This is a genomic window from Ignavigranum ruoffiae (assembly GCF_023195815.2).
GTDB lineage: Bacteria > Bacillota > Bacilli > Lactobacillales > Aerococcaceae > Ignavigranum > Ignavigranum ruoffiae.
On sequence record NZ_CP096206.2, the window covers coordinates 1,460,886 to 1,478,735 of the forward strand.

At 37.5% G+C, this 17,850-nt stretch carries 20 protein-coding genes and 1 tRNA gene; 4 read left to right on the forward strand and 17 right to left on the reverse strand.

Annotated elements, in window-relative coordinates; all coding sequences use genetic code 11:
- Window positions 1-8 precede the first annotated feature (8 nt).
- The 6 genes from M0R79_RS06875 to M0R79_RS06900 form a co-directional block, all read right to left on the reverse strand.
- On the reverse strand, window positions 9-1,271 hold the full coding sequence (locus M0R79_RS06875) for an ABC transporter permease (protein WP_248415891.1): 1,263 nt from the start codon (window positions 1,269-1,271) through the stop codon (window positions 9-11).
- Window positions 1,268-1,999 (reverse strand): ABC transporter ATP-binding protein, encoded by a 732-nt coding sequence (locus M0R79_RS06880; protein WP_248415890.1) that lies wholly within the window; start codon window positions 1,997-1,999, stop codon window positions 1,268-1,270. Before M0R79_RS06880 ends, M0R79_RS06875 begins: the two co-directional genes overlap by 4 nt.
- A gap of 782 nt (window positions 2,000-2,781) precedes the next feature.
- Entirely contained in the window at window positions 2,782-3,558 is a 777-nt protein-coding gene (locus M0R79_RS06885; protein ID WP_248415889.1) for an SDR family NAD(P)-dependent oxidoreductase, read from the reverse strand.
- Window positions 3,559-3,755: 197 nt separating this feature from the next.
- Window positions 3,756-3,828: transfer RNA gene (locus M0R79_RS06890), tRNA-Lys, on the reverse strand.
- A 256-nt stretch (window positions 3,829-4,084) separates the two neighbouring features.
- Complete coding sequence (locus M0R79_RS06895; protein ID WP_248415888.1) at window positions 4,085-4,816, reverse strand: Panacea domain-containing protein; 732 nt, start codon at window positions 4,814-4,816, stop codon at window positions 4,085-4,087.
- Between the two features lie 16 nt (window positions 4,817-4,832).
- The gene (locus tag M0R79_RS06900) at window positions 4,833-5,444 is read right to left on the reverse strand and encodes a RelA/SpoT-related domain-containing protein (protein ID WP_248415887.1); all 612 of its coding nucleotides are present in this window, start codon (window positions 5,442-5,444) and stop codon (window positions 4,833-4,835) included.
- A gap of 527 nt (window positions 5,445-5,971) precedes the next feature.
- On the opposite strand from M0R79_RS06900, the gene M0R79_RS06905 reads away from it, so the two are divergent.
- A complete protein-coding gene (locus M0R79_RS06905) occupies window positions 5,972-6,718 on the forward strand; it encodes a hypothetical protein (protein WP_248415886.1) in 747 nt (248 codons plus the stop codon).
- 164 nt (window positions 6,719-6,882) lie between these two features.
- On the opposite strand, the gene M0R79_RS06910 is transcribed toward M0R79_RS06905, so the two are convergent.
- The 4 genes from M0R79_RS06910 to M0R79_RS06925 all read right to left on the reverse strand — a co-directional run bounded on the left by M0R79_RS06910 (window position 6,883) and on the right by M0R79_RS06925 (window position 9,924).
- Window positions 6,883-7,266, reverse strand: coding sequence for a VOC family protein (locus M0R79_RS06910; RefSeq protein ID WP_248415885.1), 384 nt, complete (start codon window positions 7,264-7,266; stop codon window positions 6,883-6,885).
- Between the two features lie 36 nt (window positions 7,267-7,302).
- Window positions 7,303-8,184 (reverse strand): DMT family transporter, encoded by an 882-nt coding sequence (locus M0R79_RS06915; protein WP_248415884.1) that lies wholly within the window; start codon window positions 8,182-8,184, stop codon window positions 7,303-7,305.
- Window positions 8,185-8,344: 160 nt separating this feature from the next.
- On the reverse strand, window positions 8,345-9,340 hold the full coding sequence (locus tag M0R79_RS06920; protein ID WP_248417174.1) for an alpha/beta hydrolase: 996 nt from the start codon (window positions 9,338-9,340) through the stop codon (window positions 8,345-8,347).
- Window positions 9,340-9,924: a DapH/DapD/GlmU-related protein gene (locus M0R79_RS06925; RefSeq protein WP_248415883.1), complete on the reverse strand. Its 585-nt coding sequence runs from the start codon at window positions 9,922-9,924 to the stop codon at window positions 9,340-9,342. The genes M0R79_RS06920 and M0R79_RS06925 overlap by 1 nt, the downstream gene beginning before the upstream one ends.
- A 128-nt stretch (window positions 9,925-10,052) precedes the next feature.
- Between M0R79_RS06925 and M0R79_RS06930 the strand changes: the two genes are divergently transcribed.
- Entirely contained in the window at window positions 10,053-10,934 is an 882-nt protein-coding gene (locus tag M0R79_RS06930; protein ID WP_248415882.1) for a LysR family transcriptional regulator, read from the forward strand.
- A gap of 105 nt (window positions 10,935-11,039) precedes the next feature.
- Here the strand turns inward: M0R79_RS06930 and M0R79_RS06935 are convergent, their stop codons facing one another.
- From M0R79_RS06935 to M0R79_RS06955, 5 genes are all read right to left on the reverse strand, one after another.
- Window positions 11,040-11,279, reverse strand: coding sequence for a hypothetical protein (locus M0R79_RS06935; RefSeq protein ID WP_248415881.1), 240 nt, complete (start codon window positions 11,277-11,279; stop codon window positions 11,040-11,042).
- A gap of 491 nt (window positions 11,280-11,770) precedes the next feature.
- Window positions 11,771-12,340 (reverse strand): NAD(P)H-dependent oxidoreductase, encoded by a 570-nt coding sequence (locus M0R79_RS06940; protein ID WP_248415880.1) that lies wholly within the window; start codon window positions 12,338-12,340, stop codon window positions 11,771-11,773.
- Window positions 12,333-12,746: a MerR family transcriptional regulator gene (locus tag M0R79_RS06945; RefSeq protein ID WP_248415879.1), complete on the reverse strand. Its 414-nt coding sequence runs from the start codon at window positions 12,744-12,746 to the stop codon at window positions 12,333-12,335. Before M0R79_RS06945 ends, M0R79_RS06940 begins: the two co-directional genes overlap by 8 nt.
- 266 nt (window positions 12,747-13,012) lie before the next feature.
- The gene (locus M0R79_RS06950) at window positions 13,013-13,291 is read right to left on the reverse strand and encodes a DUF503 family protein (protein WP_259560408.1); all 279 of its coding nucleotides are present in this window, start codon (window positions 13,289-13,291) and stop codon (window positions 13,013-13,015) included.
- A 360-nt stretch (window positions 13,292-13,651) separates the two neighbouring features.
- The gene (locus tag M0R79_RS06955) at window positions 13,652-14,203 is read right to left on the reverse strand and encodes a hypothetical protein (RefSeq protein ID WP_248415877.1); all 552 of its coding nucleotides are present in this window, start codon (window positions 14,201-14,203) and stop codon (window positions 13,652-13,654) included.
- A 187-nt stretch (window positions 14,204-14,390) separates the two neighbouring features.
- On the opposite strand from M0R79_RS06955, the gene M0R79_RS09295 reads away from it, so the two are divergent.
- Together M0R79_RS09295 and M0R79_RS09300 are read left to right on the forward strand one after the other, a co-directional pair.
- A complete protein-coding gene (locus M0R79_RS09295) occupies window positions 14,391-14,978 on the forward strand; it encodes a helix-turn-helix domain-containing protein (RefSeq protein ID WP_310795404.1) in 588 nt (195 codons plus the stop codon).
- Window positions 14,942-15,817, forward strand: coding sequence for an IS3 family transposase (locus M0R79_RS09300; protein WP_310795421.1), 876 nt, complete (start codon window positions 14,942-14,944; stop codon window positions 15,815-15,817). The genes M0R79_RS09295 and M0R79_RS09300 overlap by 37 nt, the downstream gene beginning before the upstream one ends.
- On the opposite strand, the gene M0R79_RS06965 is transcribed toward M0R79_RS09300, so the two are convergent.
- Together M0R79_RS06965 and M0R79_RS06970 are read right to left on the reverse strand one after the other, a co-directional pair.
- Entirely contained in the window at window positions 15,779-17,116 is a 1,338-nt protein-coding gene (locus M0R79_RS06965; protein WP_248415876.1) for a serine hydrolase domain-containing protein, read from the reverse strand. The two genes, M0R79_RS09300 and M0R79_RS06965, sit on opposite strands and share 39 nt — an antisense overlap.
- Window positions 17,117-17,170: 54 nt before the next feature.
- Entirely contained in the window at window positions 17,171-17,800 is a 630-nt protein-coding gene (locus M0R79_RS06970) for a TetR/AcrR family transcriptional regulator (protein ID WP_248415875.1), read from the reverse strand.
- Between the last annotated feature and the right edge of the window lie 50 nt (window positions 17,801-17,850).

The following is a 17,850-nucleotide window of genomic DNA, read 5'->3' on the forward strand; positions in this document are numbered from 1 at the left end:
AATAGTACTTAGAACCGAGACTTTCGCTCGCGCCAGGGTAGATAGAGGTACAACAATAAGGCAATGCTGACTAGCCAGGCGAGAAAACTCAACCAGTAACCACTTGCTAAGGTATAAATTATGGCTTGAGTCACTAAGAGGAGTCCCATCAGCTGACGGAAAGCAGCTAGGCTGTCCCCTTTTTGTGGATATAAGCGAAAGAAAACTTGATCATTGGGATAACTTCTTAACGGTAACAATTGAATTAAGGTCATCCATTGGCCCAGAATGCCCAAGGCGATGGCTAACCAAAGCGGTTGACTCCAGATTAATAAAAAAGCAATAAAGGCAGTCACTTTAAGCCAGACCCCGGAATAGGCCCCATGACGAACCAGTAAGCGTAAAAGTAGATAACTATAGGCTTGCTGGTTGAACATCGGCAGGGCTTGGATCAATCGATCCAGATAGGCTCGACGCTTTACCGTTGGTTGCAAGTTGGGAACATCAGCGAAGATGGCAATCCATTTGTAGAAGACGGCCCGTCGTTGTTGGTCTAACTCAACCACCCGATCGAATTGCAGACGCGTCTGGGCAGTCGGCTTTAAACCTTGGTATAAATAAATGCTAGCGACCAAGGCCAGTCCCAGAGGAACAATCATATTCCAGTGGGCGCCCAAATGAATGAGAGCCACACTGTAAATAAAACTCGCCAACCAGCGCCAAGCATTGCTGATTCCTGCTTGATGGAGGACATTATAATAACGAGCAAAAATATTCAACGCAGTCAATATAGCGGTAAGACCAATAAAGACTGGCCATTGGTTTAAAGTCCAAGCGGACAGATTCACTACGAATGGCAAGAGTAGGGCACTGATTAAGGCGGTAATGATGAGTGGTAAGACTAAACCTAATCGCGTCCCTTTTAACCAATAAGTTTGCCACTTTCTACCCTGACTGAATAGATAAGCTTCGTCAGGCGCTAATGTCAACCAGATCGGTCCACCTATTTGAGTCAGTAGCGTAAGGCCAAGTGAAAAAAATATTTCTAATGGAAGAACCCACTGACTTAAATCGGCCTGTTGAAATAAGGTCAAAATTTCACGGTAATAAAGGCCGAGGAAGGCTAACAAGACTAATAAAATAATGGAGAAATGGTCATTGACAATCAAACGGCCATATTTACCCATTTCTTTTAAGAGCGCCTGAGCACGAACTTGCCACAAACCGAGTAAGTCTTGGGGTACTTTTTGTCGAGACTGAGATGTCTGGGAAGAATGATTGTGAAGGCTCATTCAACCACCCCTTCAGTCATGCGAATATAAATATCTTCCAAACTGGCGGATGGCATCTCTAAGTGTTGGCGCAAATCTGCCAGATTACCGGCGCCTTTCAACTGACCTTTTTGTAAGAGTAGATAGCGGTCGCAAAGATTAGGGGCAATTGATAAAACATGGGTCGTCAAGAGAATCGCTGCCCCTGCTTCAGCCCGGCCTTTAAGTAGGTCAGTCAAGTCGCGAATGGCTAAGGGGTCTAAGCCTAAGAAAGGTTCATCAATAATTAATAATTGGGCATCAGTAATTAAGGCACAGATGACCATAACCTTTTGCTTCATCCCCTTCGAGAAATGGGTCGGGAACCAATTCAAATTTTGGGCCAAACGAAAACGTTCCAGCAACGGTTGGGCGCGGTCAAGCGCGGTCTGACGGTCAAGTCCATAACCTAGCGCCGTCATTTCAATATGTTCTTGTAGGGTTAAGCCTTCGTAGAGAATCGGAGTTTCCGGTATATAAGCGATTTGGCGCGCATAAGCTTGGTGGTCTTGGTCCAATGTTTGTTGGTTAATAGCCACTCGCCCTGATTGAATCGGTAATAGACCTAGAATCGTCTTCAATAAGGTCGATTTCCCGGCCCCATTGAGTCCGATTAAGCCCGTAATTTGACCGGCTTTTAAATTAAAACTCACATCTTGAATCACGGCCACATTCTGATAGCCACTATAGAGATGTTCTACTTCTAACATGATGTATTGCTCCTTTGATTTTAAACGTTTGCTTTGAATTCATTGAATCTTTAATCGATAAATCTTATTTTACCTTATTTAAAGAAAACTTACAGCAAGCAATGATTTTTGCTTTTGATTTTAAAATTAGTTTTAGGCAGAAATAACAGGAAGGAGACAAAAACTTTTCTGTGCCCTCTGCCTTTAGTCTGAATAGATTGGCACTGGGGAGTAAATACATTGGCTGAATTTTTATAAAATCAAGGAGTGTTTGTTAGCTTCTATAAATGGTATGTGCTTAGAATTTTTCTATTTGACTGGTGCAGCGAATCGTCAGAAAAAATTAAAATCCCTCAAACCTGATTTGCATTGTGACAAGATCATCGGTGTCCAATTTTTTAAGAGAATTACTGAACGATAAGACGCATAAATTTAGGCAACCGTTGTCAGTGCATACCTGGCAATATTTTCCCTTTCAAAGCAAAAAAAGACACCACAAAAGTGGTGCCTGGGATTACAACCGACCTCTAACCAAGCTAGTTAACTATTCTAAAAGGTTAAAACGAGTAGACATCAATAAGTTGGGTAGAATATAGAAAATCATATCGTTTGAATAGTTTGTTTTGTCGTGTCATCTTTAAGGATAATTCGTCTTGCTAACGAGTTGTTAGTAAAGTCCTAAAGTATAGGCGTTTCGTATGGAATATAAATCTGGTTAGAAGTCAAATTGTAATTGTTACTGTATTATAAAATATTTTTTCCAAGATTGCAATACATTTCACATATAAATTATAAAAATATTTCTATACTAATCGAATACCGCCATCAATAAAAATCATATTCCCTTGAACATAGGCAGCTGCTGGTGAAGATAAGAATAGAACGGCTCCATTCAACTCACCTTTTTCCCCACTTCGACTAGCAGGAGTCACCTGGTTATAGTAATTCATAAAATCTTGACTAGCCATCAAGGTGTCTTCCGTCATCTCGCTGGCGAAAAGGCCAGGACCAATCGCATTAACCGCAATGCCCTCTTTAGCATAAGAAGCTGCCATCGCCCGAGTTAAGCCCCAAACTGAAGCCTTGGATGCATTGTAAGAGTGACGGAGGAAAGGATCATTTTTGTCCGAAATGATGGCGTTGACACTGGAAATATTCACAATTCGGCCATAACCTTGTTCCTTCATCACCGGTACAACATAGCGCCCTGTGTGGAGAATCCCCTTGACATTAACATCAAAAGATCGATCCCAATCTTCATCAGTGATGGTATCCACCGTTCCTCTGACAGCGACTCCAGCATTATTAATCAAAATATCGATCCGCGGAAATTGTTGACGAACTTCTTCAATCGCTTGCTTGACCGAATCATCGTCACTCACATCACAACTAATGGGTAAAGCCTGAACATCCAATGCCTTTAATTCTTCAGCTAAAGCTTCAAGTTTCTCCTTACGGCGCGCCAACAAGGCCACATTGACTCCAGCTTTGGCAAAGGCGACCGCCATATCCCGACCCAAACCAGATGAAGCCCCAGTAATAACCGCAAATTGTCCACCCATATCAAATAATTTTTCCATCATTTCACTCCTATTCAATATACTAGCTTCATGATAGCCACTTGTTCAACAAAATACAAGCGCTTTCAGAAGAATAAAAAGATTTTCTAAAAATAACAAAAATTTTATTTTTTTCAGTCATTCTGACAATAACTTACAAATAAAAAGACGTCCTCAATATTATCTGTGAAAGATAAATATCGAAGACGATAAGAGAATGGGCTGTGAGGGGATCGAACCCGCGACCCACGGATTAAGAGTCCGTTGCTCTACCAACTGAGCTAACAGCCCGAAGACAATGAAATCATTATACGCCCTAGCTAAATCAAAATCAAGGGGAAATTTCAAAAAATAATTAAATTTTCTAGAGTTGTCAAACATATGTTACAAATATAGAAAACTTCTGATGCTGGCCGAGCCTAATGAAATGTGAATATACTTCACTCCAAGATGTAAGCTTTAATCCAAAAAGAGAGATAAACACAAAATCGTGTTCATCTCTCTCATCCATCTATTCGAAGCCACTTCAGTTTAAGTCTAATCTTTCTCAACTTTCTGTTAAACAATTCATAACTTTGTAATTATACTTTAAAATCGTTTGATCATCGATTTCGTTATTAGCTCCTTCCTGATAAACCTTATCCCAAGGGCCGCCAATAACATGGGTAATATCGATTAAATTGCCTCCATTAAGTTTCTTGGTTGTTTCGATTATTTTGTCAATAACATCCAAGACTTTAGGATTGATGGTGGTTTTCATCAATTTCATTCTATCTTCCAAAGAGAAGTCACAATGTATTTTTTCTTTCTTTTTATAGCCAATAAATTCCTTGTATACATCCTCAAAAACTGGACCATATTTATAAGCTACAGGTGCTTGATCCGTAACCTTTATGCCGATTTCCAAACAACGAGAATAGATTAAATATAATATTTTTTGAATTTCTAGCTTGTCTAAACTTACTTTACTTAGGATATATCTAGATATGTCTAACGACTTTGGCAACTCAGCCCTTTGAATGATTTTAACCTCAGATAGAAAATCTTCGTATCTTTCAAACCATTCAATTTCTTCAAAAAACATATCCTTTTCATATATCGACTGAATAGACGTATCTTCAGTAAAGATTCTATGAGTAGTAAAACCGTATAAAGAAACATCGTCTGTGATTGTTGTTGGTAAATCTTTACTTCTAATAGCCTTAGTGGAACTGATTTTAAATGCTAATCGTCGATTTGTTAGGCTTGAACTATATATAAGAACAAAATGTTTAATCATACCTACTCACCTCTCTTTATCTGAAGTATGTTTGTTTATATTTGAGATGCGAACGATAGTTATCTGATTCATCTTCATCATACCACACCTGAAGTTCCCACGGAAGAAAAAGGTTGGACTGAGCATTAAAGTATATGTGCATACCTCTATACCCGGAGTCATCTTTAAAATAATACTTACGAATAATATTATTTCGTTTATGATCATCGCACATTTGAATAAAACTCGGTTCTTGACTACAGTCCTGTTTTAAAATTATCCTGAAACCTAATATATCATTGACACACTTTTGTATCGGTATTCTTCCTGATAATTTTCCGCGATAATATTTCTCAATCTTATTCTGCAAGGATGCTAAAGACTTTAGTCTCATGGATAAATTTAAATCGGAGTGCTGATCCGACAAATCTGCGATAATGTTAGAATGAATTAATTTAGATGCAAAATAATAATACCTAGTTAAATAGTCAAAGAATAAATTTGATAATTTTTTATCCGTAACTAAATGATTAATTTGCTTCTTTTTATAATTGATTTCAGAGATTAAATCCTGACTATCAATCTCTCTATAAAAATCCAACTGAATCTTGCTGATTGAAAAAAATAGCTGGCTAATGCCATCCATCATATTTTTAACCTACCCATATTCATTACGATTTCTCACCCATTATTTCCTTGACTTTTATATTACAGAGAGACAGTATTAAAAGTTAAATTACCAGCTTTTATGATTAAATACCAAATTCCCAAAACAAACTTGTATCGTTTTCTAAAAAAAATTTTTTATTCTTTTTACAATCTCAGTATAACATATTGCGAACAAATGTTCGATGTTTATTTGTATTTTTTAGCTAAATTAATGAATTTGAGACTTAATTATAATTCGTTAAATTTATTACACTTCTCAAGGAGAGAATCCAATGATTTGAAATTTTTAATCTATCTAAGATTCTTTCTACTTAAATTTATGTAATGAAATGATGAGATTGGGTGTGATTGCTATACTTTTTGAAAGTTAACTCTGTTTTGCAAATTATGGTTCTCTATGATAGCACTATTTTTTATAACCATATCAAATTATAGACAAGTTCATAAGCGTCGAAAATCCTTTGCTTTTTGGTTAGACTGAAGCAAAGGAGATGAGGAGTTATGTATATGAAGAAGTTTGGCAAATGTCTCGCAATCAGTATCGTCTCTCTTGCCCCTTTTACACCGATTTTCCAGGACCAAGCGACAAGTGCCATTGTTGAAGCAGAACAAATTTCGCCTAAAGAACATGCTGAACAAGTCATCAAAGAAGTGAATGGCCTCTATCCTGGCCAAGCCTTTCCCACTCGAATCTTAATGGAAGATTCACCGGTCTATCTGGCTGTCTCAACGTCCGATCCTGCTGATAGAGCCAATTTCGATATATATTATTACGCCGAAGAGAGTCCGATTCCGGTAAATGATCAGAAATTAAATGATCTCGAACCGATTGCCGCATTTAGAAGAGTGGTTTATGAGGATGCCGAAACGGCTCAAAAAGCGGTCAAACAAATTATTAACGACAATGGAGAACCTGTCGATTTAGGCTACGGAATCACAGGATACCTATCTGGGGCAGCCGGATCTCAATATTTAACTTGGCAAGAAGGGAATTGGAGCTTCAATATTCAATCCCTGAATCAAGAGGAAGACGACCCTATTTCACTCGCTCAAGAGATTGTCCAATACTTGGAAGAAATCGCTCTCCCAGCACCTGAAGCTGTTGGACAAATCAATTTAAGAATGACATCGTCGACCTATCAAGATAATGTCGCGGCCTGGCAAGAAGGAAATGTCGTCTATATTACATCCCACGCCGACCCAATGACCTTAATTCAAATGACAGGTTCCATTACTAATCCGACTGAACAATAATTAATTTAATCAATTAGTAACTCGTAAATCAAACCTATAAACGCTTTATTAATCAGAGTTCTGTATTTCTCCCCATTCTATAGAACAATAGGCTACAAACAAAAACTTCCCAACTCACTGATCATAAGAAAGTTGGGAAGTTTTTTTATATGTTCCATATTCAATTAAACCGTAATTTCAATTTGATTGCCTTCAATCCCCACGACACAACTCTCATAATAACCATCTCCTGTTGTTCTGGGCCCACTGATGACCTCAAATCCATCTGCTTTTAATTTGGCCGTCAAAGCATCGACCTTGTCACGACTTCCTACTGAGAAAGCCAGATGAATCAATCCCGTTCTAGCTAGCGCCTTCTCAGCATCAACCATTTCAGGCCGGTTCATTATTTCAAGCCGTGCCCCATCATCAAAGGAAAGAAAGTAGGAGCGAAAGTTTGTCTTCTGATTGTGATAGAGTTTATTTGCTTTGGCATTAAAATATTTTTCGAAAAATTCTTTCGTATTTTCCAAATCATTGACGTACATAGCTATGTGTTCAACTTTCATCATAATCTCCTTTTCCGGAATGAATGACCATACGTATTATTTAAGCAGATTCTCCTTAATGGGTTTCAATTCCACCACCAGGATTCCACAGAAAATTAAGATTCCGCCGATGATCATCGTTAAAACAACCGGTTCCCCAAGCATTAATACTGCAGTCAGCATGCCAAAGAAAGCTTCAGTCGATAAAATCACGGCCGCTTCGCCACTGGTAGTATACTTTTGAGCCACCGTTTGTAACCCATAACCTACCAAAGTCGTTACAATCCCAATATACAAAATTGGCATGATTGAAGCAGAAGTAAAGGTCAGATGACTCTCACCGAAAGCAAAAGCAGCTACCCAGCTTAATATGGCCGCTGTTCCCATTTGCAGGAGCATTACCACCCAGTTGGGCATATTGTCACCATAGTAATCCGTATAAAATATGTGCCCGGCAAAAAATACTGCACCCACTAATGATAAGACATCCCCAAAGTTAAAAGCCAGTTCCCCTACACCGCCAGCAAATGAGGTGAAGCCAATCCCGATTAATGATACTAGAGCTCCTAAAAGAGCGTTCTTGGAAAGGTTCTGCCTTAAGACCAGCCAACCAATAAAAGGGACCAAAACGACATTGACTGCTGTTAGAAAGGAGTTCTTCGAAGTGCTAGTAAATTCAAGTCCCTTCGTTTGGAAGAAATAAGCCAGGAAGAGAATAGCTCCAATCGTTATCCCTTTAATAAAATCTCCTTTACTTATTTGCTTTATTTTCCCTAGATTCATAATCAGCAAGAAGACAAAGGCGATAGTAAAGCGTAAAGCAATGACTTGAAAGGTTGTAAAATAATCCAAAGCGATTGAAGAGAAAGTAAATCCTGATCCCCAAATCATTGCTGTGATTAATAAGCCAATTTTCCCTAGTAAGTTTTTATTATTCATAAATTCCTCCCGTAAAATCAATTACGGTCAGTATAACAATAATAAAATAGTCGCTCAATTATCCTGCATGGGCACTGGATATGGACTGATTCATTAGAAATAATTTTTGCTTTTAAGATTTACTAAGTCAATCAAACAAAACATCTGCTATTTAATCCGTTTATTTACTCAAGTGATTATCAAAAAAATCTTGAATTTTAGCAAACGGAATAATATCTTTTTGATCGTATAAATCCGTATGAGAAGCCCCTTCGACGGAAAGAAATTCTTTGTTGTCAGCATATGCGCTATTTCTGATCATATTTTGGAAAGCATCTTTTCCAAAATAATAACTATGCGCTTGATCTCCATGAATCATTAAAATAGCACTACGAATTTCATGACTATATTGCAATATCGGCTGATTCAGAAATGACATCGTTCCAGTCACATTCCAACCTTCATTAGAGTTCAATGATCGTGCGTGATATCCTCGCTGAGTCTTGTAGTACGCATGATAACCCTTAACAAAATCAGGCGCATCAGCCGGTACAGGATCAACTACACCACCGGCACGCTTGTAAGTCCCATTACGAAAATCTTCGGTTCGCTGTTGGTTAAATTGGCTACGAGCTTCGTATCGCGCCTGTTCGTTATCACTGGCATCATAATATCCCTTGGCAGCAATGCGAGTCATATCGTACATTGTTGAAACCAGAGTTGCTTTTATCCGAGTATCAATGGCTGCAGCATTCAACGCCATACCACCCCAGCCACATATTCCGATAATACCTATTCGATTGGCATCTACTTTGTTATAGGTCGATAAAAAATCAACAGCAGCCTGAAAATCTTCAGTATTGATATCAGGTGACGCTACATTCCGAGGATATCCCCCGCTTTCTCCTGTATAAGACGGATCAAAAGCAATCGTTAGAAAACCTCTTTCTGCCATTTCTTGAGCATATAAACCACTGGATTGCTCTTTGACCGCGCCAAAAGGACCTGCAACAGCTAGAGCAGGCAATTTACCATCCACACCTTTGGGTTCGTACATATCTGCTGCTAGGGTAATTCCATAACGATTCATAAAAGTTACTTTAGAGTGATTGACTTTATCGCTTTTGAGAAATACTTTATCCCAATCATTTACTAAGTCTAATGCTTCTTTATTCATCATTTAATTTCCTCCTCGTTTTCAATTCTTTTGATAAGTCTAGCCGGAACGCCCCCGACTACAGTGTGTTTCTCAACATTTCTAGTTACTACAGCCCCAGCTGCAATGACTGCGCCCTCACCAATCTCTACACCTGGACAAATTGTTGCTTTTGCTCCGATCCAAACATTATTACCAATTTTAATTGGTTTAGGAATCATATTGGCTCGATTCTTTGCCGACATGCTATGATTAAGTGTTGCCATCATGACGTTGTGTCCAATTAAGACCCCATCTCCGATTTCAATTCCCCCCTGATCTTGAAACATACAAGCAGTATTAATAAACACATTCTTACCAATTTTAATATGCTTTCCACAATCAGTATAAAATGGAGGAAACATCGAAAAACTTTGATCGATTTTGCTTCCAGTAAGTTGGCTCATTAATTCTCTAATTTCATCTTCAGTATGATAATCATGGTTCATTTTCATAGTTAACTTTAACGCATCTTGCGACAATTGATGCATAAATTGGTGGGTTTTCGACCCTGCAACGACTTCATTCCCAGAAGCCATTATTTTTAAGAACTCTTCTAAATTCATAACTAACCTCCCTACAGTTTGATTATATGAACAAGGATTTAAAATAGCCAATACTTATAAACTATAATAAGATATTCTTTTTAGCTATTTCATGATAGAATTTAGCTAACAAAATGAGGAGGATATAGATGGAAATTCGTGTTCTAAACTATTTTGTAGAAACTGCACGTTTACAAAATATGACAAAAGCTGCTCAGAAACTACATGTTAGTCAACCGACTTTATCCAAACAACTTAAAGAACTAGAAGAAGAATTGGGACAAAAGCTCTTCAATCGTTCTAAGCACCATAGTTATCTAACAGCAGAAGGGGAAATATTATACAAAAGAGCGACTGCTATTCTCTCCATTGTTCGTAAAACTGAAGCCGAGTTCCAATCTATGGTTGACTTTAATGGGGGTGATATATTTATTGGATGTGCCGAATCCTATGGTATTCATATTATTGCTATAGTGATTAAAGAATTAAGACAAACGTATCCAAATATTAAATTTCATCTTTATAGTGGCAACTATGATATGGTCACGGAAAGATTAAATCAAGGACTGATTGATTTTGGGATAACTGTACAAAATATAGATACCTCAAGTTATAATTCGCTAACTTTACCCTATCAAGATTCATGGGGATTATTAATGAGAAAAGACAGCCCTTTGGCCGAAAAAGTCAAGGTCCAAATTTCTGATTTAATGAATTTGCCCTTAATCATTTCCCGCCAAGGATTTACAGATGAAATGCCCAATGAACTGAAGGAAATGAGCCCTTCTTTAAATATTATTGGCACCTATAATCTCGCTTATAATGCTAGTATCTTCGTCCAAGAGGGCTTAGGTTACGCTATTTGTTTTGATAATTTGATTCATCCAAATTCAAGTACAAATTTAACCTTCAAAAAAATAGACCCGCCCATCCTATCTTCAATGAAATTAATTTGGACAGATCCCGAATCGCTTTCAAGAACAGCCAAATTATTTCTAGAACAAATAGAAAGTGAAGTGTCCAGACAATGACCCGTATTGAATTTATATGCTCCTTCCCATCTCCTGTATCTCATACTGATGTGCTAAAATCGATTCACCAAAAGGCAAGTATTGATATTTTGCTTTATTTTCTTATCAGGGAGCGAAGATAAAGCAGACAGCGGGTAAAATCAATAATAAAAGATAGAAAATCCAATCCGCTTTTCTTTTCCGTAAATAGATATAGACCAGGATGGTTGCTAACAAGCTGACAATGGGCACGGCAAAGATTGCCCAACCGAATAAAGGATTATAAAACGAGAAAATATAAACCCAGAGCAGACTTACTAGAAATTCACACAAATAGATTCCTAAAAATACTCCTAATAATTTCATAAGCCACCTTTTCTGATTGTCCTCACTATTCCTACTATTGATATCTAGAATTGTAGGGAATTTGATTGCGGATTTTTTATCGGGATTTCAGCCAACTTTCCCTATTTACGTAATAGGATTGCCAAACATCGACCTTTGATCAAAAAAAATTCAGCTTAATTATTATTGAATGTTAGGAATAAAACAAGTTTTATAGCTTCATAAGATGATAAATGATTGACTTGCATAAATTTTCTTAAAGTATTTTAAATCATTAGGCTGAAGTGTAAATAAAACGAGGCACCCAAAAACTTATGAAGTCTTGGATGCCCTATTTACTAGGTCGTCGATTTTACGTTTCAATCAACATTCGGGCAAAGTATTCTCGGGTAAAAATTTTTAAACGACTTAGACGGATTTTAATAAATTTTCTGTACTTGATTAATGAACTCATTTACCAACCATCGATCCGCACATTTATTTCTCTACTTTATAATCTTCTCTGTACTCATTTAATGAGCGACTTGTTTGGTCAATTTTTCACTAATTTTAGCAATTTGATGATTGATTTTTTCTTCTGTTACCTTACTTGAATTAATATTTTCAATGAAATAATGTTTAACTTTCATCACACCAGAAAACTTTAAAGGATATTTCACGGCCATTAAACCGCTGCTGCGATATATTTTATGAAGCCACTCTGGACCACCCAAAGTGTAGATTAGGAAAGCCTTTTTACCACGCCAGTATCCATTATGATAGTAGTCTTTCTTTTTGAAACTAAAGGCTTCATTTGGCCAGAGGACACTATCGATAAAGCCTTTTAATCGCATGGGAACATTTAACCAATATAAAGGATAGACAAAAATCAGCGTATCACTTTGTTTCAATTGATCTTGAATTTCCACCATTCGCGGATCGCGTTCAGTCTGATAGCCTTGTTCTAAAGAGAGATTCAGGGATTCCTCTGACAAATCCACAACTTGTAAATCCTGTTCTTTCTTTTCTAGAGATTGTTTTATACTATTAAAGACTCGCTTGCTGACTCCATTCGTTTCGCCACCATAAATCAGACTAATCATAGTAATACACCTCCGTTATTTTCTGAATAATTTCTTGTTTATTTTTTTGATATTCTTGGCTATTTCTTGAGAGGTCTCCTATTGTCTTTAATTTACTCAGTACTTCTTTTTTTCTCTGCAAGTCGCTTTCAATCTCTTCGGTCAATTCTTGAAAATAGGCTTTCGATTGCTGATTGCAATCCTCAGAAGCCGGTTGACGATAGAAAGTTAGAATTTGTTTGATATCAGTTAAACTCAGTCCAAAGTCTTTTAAGGATACAATTAATTTAATCTGCAAGATAATCTCATCGTCAAATAGTCGATAACCATTGTCATTTCGGGGGATGTCAATTAAACCTTTATCTTCATAAAATCGGATCTTAGAAGGAGTAATCCGACAGGCTTTAGCAACTTCTTGAATCTTCATATCATCACCTCTTGGTTAAAGATTAACATTAAACTATGGTTGAAGGTCAAGGAGATTTGCTCAAATATTTCAATAAATTCTGTTAGAGCTGATAAACCTACCTTAAAACATAAAAAAGACCGTCCTGGAAGAAATAAATTTCCACCCAGACGGATCTTCAAAGGCTGAATTATAGCCATGCTTGTTATTTTTCAGCAAATTGTTTCTACATAACCACAGAAATTTTATATGATGCTAGGGCAAGATTTTGATGTTGTCCTTATCAGTCAAAGATTCCACACATCAACTACATCCCAAGTCAAACTTCGTAATACACAAGATCTGTCGAGCGTAAAGCCATAGACAAAATCTTGAATCTTTAGGATATATTCTTCGCCCTCACTCTCATTCAGACAAACAAAGGTAGCCGAAACCACTAACTGCTGAACCGAATCCTGTAAATCTGTTTCACGAACGCTTAAGGAGAAGTCTTTTTTTAACTTTGCCATCAGCGATTGACGAACAGCGCGTTTATCTTTAAGCGAGCCAGAAAAGGTGGGGTCCAACCAATTTTTAATCCCTAGGACATTCAAACTCAATCTCCCCGGTACAATAGCATCACTTGCATAATAATTAATCCTACTTATTTATTTTATTAGAGGTTCTTAGTTACCTAAGATACAGCCAATGATATCACCGTATTGCGTTAATCGAAGCAATTAGAATTCCTTTATTATCACTCAAAAACAATCGACTCAACCGAAAAAAATCCACTCGATTGTTAGTTCATACTCCTAGCCAACATCAACATCCCTCATAAATTTCACTCGATCACTATCTAACTAGATGGGCATTTTCGGTCGGGCAAGCTTCCGATTGCTCAAAAATTTCAGCAGACTGCACAAATTGACACCAATATTCTTTGTTTAATTAATAAAGCTAAAGCCCAAGATACTCCATTCAAAGAGCAAAGAAAAGAGTGAACCTAACATAATCACCGACAGGACAAAGAATTGTTTATTCTTGAAGATACTTTCCTGTTTCCACAATTTTATACCGCGAACGATAAAGCCTCCAGCTAAAACAACCAATATCCAGAGCACTACTTGAAGGATCTGGGTACTTGAGTTTTGAATCAGAGGGAGTGGTGTCAAGAAGACCGGACTGAAATAAACGCCGACAGCGATTAAAGTTGTTAAGCCTATTAAAATAAGACCGTATTGGTAAGACCATAAACCGGAATCCTTCTTCAACTTGGAACGTATCAATAGCTGATAGATTGGCATGACAAAGAAATATAGGATAGCTAGTATTAGTACGGCAGCATATCCCAGCAGATGGCCTAGACTGCGCCGGTTCTTCAAAGCAATGAAATCTTGGCCATTACCAAATAAGGCTTGAAAATCACCTGCTTCATCCTTTTGAAAATTTAAATTAGAGAAAATAAGTTTGATGAAGGGATGAGATGCTTTAACCAATTGAAATACACCTGGTTGAGTTTGAAGATACTCTCCCTTCATACCTGAGAAGTTGAAAGATATTCTATTGTCAGTGATTTTCTTTATCCTTGCTAAATTTAAATAATTAAAAAACTCAAGGGGGGTTTAGAGTGTGTACTGACCCCCTAAAGTTGGACCGAATGATCCAACTTTAGGGGGTATTTGTATGGCTAAATATAGTTTAGAATTTAAAATGAAAATTGTATCCGAATATCTTTCTGGAACCATCGGGATGAAGACGTTGACGAAGAAATATAAGATTAAATCCTCCCAAGAATTAAGAACCTGGGTGAACGCTTATAAAACTTTAGGAATAAAAGGGTTAATGCGCTCTCGAAAAAATAAGACATACAGTGTAAACTTTAAGTTAAAAGCAATCACTTTGTATGAAGCCAGTGAGAAATCCTATCAAGATGTGGCGAATGAATTGGGATTGAATAATCCTTCACTGATTCCTAGATGGCGTCAAGAGTATCATAACCACGGGATTGAAGGTCTTTCTCGCAAACCAGGGAGGCCACCAATGTCTAAGCAAGAACGAACGAGCAGAGAAAAACGAACTTCTTCTATTCCATTGAAGATAACGGATCTAGAGTGGGCAAATAAACGAATTGAAGAACTTGAGTATGAATTAAAGATGCAAACGATAAAAAATGAATACTTGGAAATGCTAAGGAGCTTGCGGCAACAGAAAGCAATGAAGACAAAGCAAGAATCATCCACAAGCTCCGACAACAAGAAAGATTTACTTTAGCTGAGATTCTTGCGGCGATTGATTTTCCTAAATCCACTTATATGTATTGGCAAGCTCATTGGAAAAAATCAGATCCAGACCAAAAAGTCAAAGATGCCATCTTGTTGATTCGTAAGAAACATCCGAATTACGGCTATCGTCGGATTCATGCGACCCTTGTTAACCAAGGGTGGCACATTAATAAAAAGAAAGTCCAACGTCTCTGTCAAGTATTAAAGATTCAGGTTAAAAACTTCGGACGTAAATATCGAAAATACAATAGTTACAAGGGAGTCCTAGGACGGATTGCTCCTAACCGGATGAATCGAAGATTTGAGACGTCCATCCCTAGACAAAAGATTACTACGGATACGACCGAATTCAAATATTATGAAGAAGATCATTCTGGTAAACTTCAAGTTAAGAAAATGTATTTAGATCCTTTTATGGATCTGTATAATCTAGAAATCATTAGTTTTAAAGTATCTTCTCAACCGAATCGGATCACGATGATTGAGGCGTTGAAAGAAGCTTTAGAAGCATCGAAAGAATGCGCCTATCGACGAACCTTCCACTCAGATCGTGGCTGGGCTTATCAAATGAAGGAATATCAGGCGTTACTAGTAGAACATCAAGTATTCCAAAGTATGTCGCGTAAAGGGAATTGTTATGATAATGCCCCGATCGAAAATTTCTTTAGTGTGATGAAACAGGAGATGTATTATGGGAAAATATATCGAAGTTACAAGGAATTAGAAACTGCAATCACAGATTACATTCAGTATTATAACGAAGAACGAATTAAAGAAAAATTGAATTGGCTAAGTCCTGTGGCATATAGAAAAGCGCAAGCGGCTTAACAATTTATCATTAAACCAAAAGAGAGACAAACACAAAATAGTGTTCATCTCTCTGGTCCAACTATTTGGGGTCACTCTAGTTCCTACTGATATCCTTGCAGTCACAAAATTTCCTTCAAATGTTTTGACGTCAGGAAGATTGGCTTGATCTAGTTGAATCTGGTCCATCGAATCGCCAAATAGTAATTCATGAAGCCCTGCCGTAATTTCGATTTCGCCCGCTGTATTGGTCAAGACGATCATGGCGAATTTACTTTCAGGATCCAAGGACAGTTGGGTGGAGAATCCCGCTGTATTCCCCCCATGACCGAAGGCTTGGCCTGAATGACTCTTATAAGTAAAGAAGCCATAAGACGTGCCCGTTTGCTTATCATCGACAGATGTTTGAAAGATTTGTTGTAGGGTTTCATTTTGAAGAAGTTTGGACTCTTTCTGCTGCATCAAATCGATGGCAAAGTAGCATAAATCATTGGCCGTGCCATTGACTGATCCAGCTGGATACAAAGGGATATAGGACCAGCCTATCTTCTTGAATTGATTACCCGCTTTGACATAGCCCTCAGCTTTATTAGCTAAGATGGACGAATTATCTTTCCAGGTCCAATTCCCAGAAGTTTTCCTCATCTCAAGCGGTTTGAAAATTTGTTCCTTCTCAAAGACGTCGAAAGTGGTCTGTGTCAAATGTTCAACCACTAATGCTGCCAGAGCAGTGGCATAATTTGAATAAGAACTCAAGGTACCTGGTCGGTAATATTGACGTGGGTGAGCTTGACTCAGAGCATCCTCGAGCTTGATTTGGTAATCAGGTTCTTTTGTTTGGAGCAGGTCAAAAGGATATTCACCAAAACCACTGGAATGATTCATAATATTTCGCATGCTAATCGGATATTTGGGATTAAAATGATTATTAAAACTTTCAGGTAGATATTCTTTAATATTGTGATCCAAATTGATTTGACCGGCTTCGACTAATTTTAAAATGGAAGTCCAGACAAATAATTTACTAATCGACCCATACTCAAAGACTGTGTCTTCAGTGACTTTAAGCTTCTTATCGACATTTGCATAACCATAACCTTTAGACAAGATAATTTCTCCATCTTTGGCAATAGCTACAGAAGCGCCTACACTGGAGGAACCAATATGCTCGTCCATAAATCGATCAATTTCAGTGGCTAATTGATCAATCGGCATACCTGAAGGAGTGGTATCCTCCTTACCAGCTACTACTTCAATCATACTCCCTAAAATCACACAGCAAGATAAACCTATGAAACTGATTAATTTAATAATTTTCATTTTTATCCTCCTTACATACCGACGGTATGTCTTTGCTTAAAAAAAATAGCTGAGCTATTTTTTTAATTGGTTAAATAAATTATTGGCGACCTGTGATAAATCTTCATCAAATAATGGTACGTTCATTTTTTCTAACACCTGACGCAAAAAGTTAAATTTATTTTTAGCCTGCTCTGCCGTTAATTCACTCAAACGCAATCCAATGGCTAAGTTGGTAAATAGTAAGGTTAATTCTGCGATTTCAGCCGGGTAGGCAGTTCGAATTGAGCCATCCTCAATCCCCTCCCTAATCAATTGGTCGATTAACGGCACATATTGATTCATTAATGCCAAATATTGTTCACCAATCAGTCGGGGGGTTTGAATATAAACTTGTCCTGCATAAAAGAAACTCAATTTTTTGAAATTTAGTAATTCCTTACGAAAAACTTCTCGCAATTTTTCTAAACCATTCTTTCCTTGCAAAGCTTGAAAAGGATCTTCCATCGCATAGTTTGCCACTAAACTCTCAAAGATGGCTTGCTTAGAATTGAAATGATGATATACTGCTCCCTTTGTCATGTTGCCCAGTCTCTTGACAATATCATTGATAGTCGTCTTATCATAACCCTTTTCTAGAAAAAGCTCTTCCGCTACCTCCAAAATTTTTTGTTTGCTATCTTCACCTGATTTCATTCTAGACATTCTTGACCTCCTAATCCTCATAACATACCGTCGGTATGTTATGATTTTAG

What these genes read in the sequence shown, in the direction of transcription:
- M0R79_RS06875 (WP_248415891.1), bottom strand. Translation starts at nt 1,271, where the DNA reads ATGAGCCTTCACAATCATTCTTCCCAGACATCTCAGTCTCGACAAAAA.
- M0R79_RS06880 (WP_248415890.1), bottom strand. Translation starts at nt 1,999, where the DNA reads ATGTTAGAAGTAGAACATCTCTATAGTGGCTATCAGAATGTGGCCGTG.
- M0R79_RS06885 (WP_248415889.1), bottom strand. Translation starts at nt 3,558, where the DNA reads ATGGAAAAATTATTTGATATGGGTGGACAATTTGCGGTTATTACTGGG.
- M0R79_RS06895 (WP_248415888.1), bottom strand. Translation starts at nt 4,816, where the DNA reads ATGATTAAACATTTTGTTCTTATATATAGTTCAAGCCTAACAAATCGA.
- M0R79_RS06900 (WP_248415887.1), bottom strand. Translation starts at nt 5,444, where the DNA reads ATGATGGATGGCATTAGCCAGCTATTTTTTTCAATCAGCAAGATTCAG.
- M0R79_RS06905 (WP_248415886.1), top strand. Translation starts at nt 5,972, where the DNA reads ATGAAGAAGTTTGGCAAATGTCTCGCAATCAGTATCGTCTCTCTTGCC.
- M0R79_RS06910 (WP_248415885.1), bottom strand. Translation starts at nt 7,266, where the DNA reads ATGAAAGTTGAACACATAGCTATGTACGTCAATGATTTGGAAAATACG.
- M0R79_RS06915 (WP_248415884.1), bottom strand. Translation starts at nt 8,184, where the DNA reads ATGAATAATAAAAACTTACTAGGGAAAATTGGCTTATTAATCACAGCA.
- M0R79_RS06920 (WP_248417174.1), bottom strand. Translation starts at nt 9,340, where the DNA reads ATGAATAAAGAAGCATTAGACTTAGTAAATGATTGGGATAAAGTATTT.
- M0R79_RS06925 (WP_248415883.1), bottom strand. Translation starts at nt 9,924, where the DNA reads ATGAATTTAGAAGAGTTCTTAAAAATAATGGCTTCTGGGAATGAAGTC.
- M0R79_RS06930 (WP_248415882.1), top strand. Translation starts at nt 10,053, where the DNA reads ATGGAAATTCGTGTTCTAAACTATTTTGTAGAAACTGCACGTTTACAA.
- M0R79_RS06935 (WP_248415881.1), bottom strand. Translation starts at nt 11,279, where the DNA reads ATGAAATTATTAGGAGTATTTTTAGGAATCTATTTGTGTGAATTTCTA.
- M0R79_RS06940 (WP_248415880.1), bottom strand. Translation starts at nt 12,340, where the DNA reads ATGATTAGTCTGATTTATGGTGGCGAAACGAATGGAGTCAGCAAGCGA.
- M0R79_RS06945 (WP_248415879.1), bottom strand. Translation starts at nt 12,746, where the DNA reads ATGAAGATTCAAGAAGTTGCTAAAGCCTGTCGGATTACTCCTTCTAAG.
- M0R79_RS09295 (WP_310795404.1), top strand. Translation starts at nt 14,391, where the DNA reads ATGGCTAAATATAGTTTAGAATTTAAAATGAAAATTGTATCCGAATAT.
- M0R79_RS06965 (WP_248415876.1), bottom strand. Translation starts at nt 17,116, where the DNA reads ATGAAAATTATTAAATTAATCAGTTTCATAGGTTTATCTTGCTGTGTG.
- M0R79_RS06970 (WP_248415875.1), bottom strand. Translation starts at nt 17,800, where the DNA reads ATGTCTAGAATGAAATCAGGTGAAGATAGCAAACAAAAAATTTTGGAG.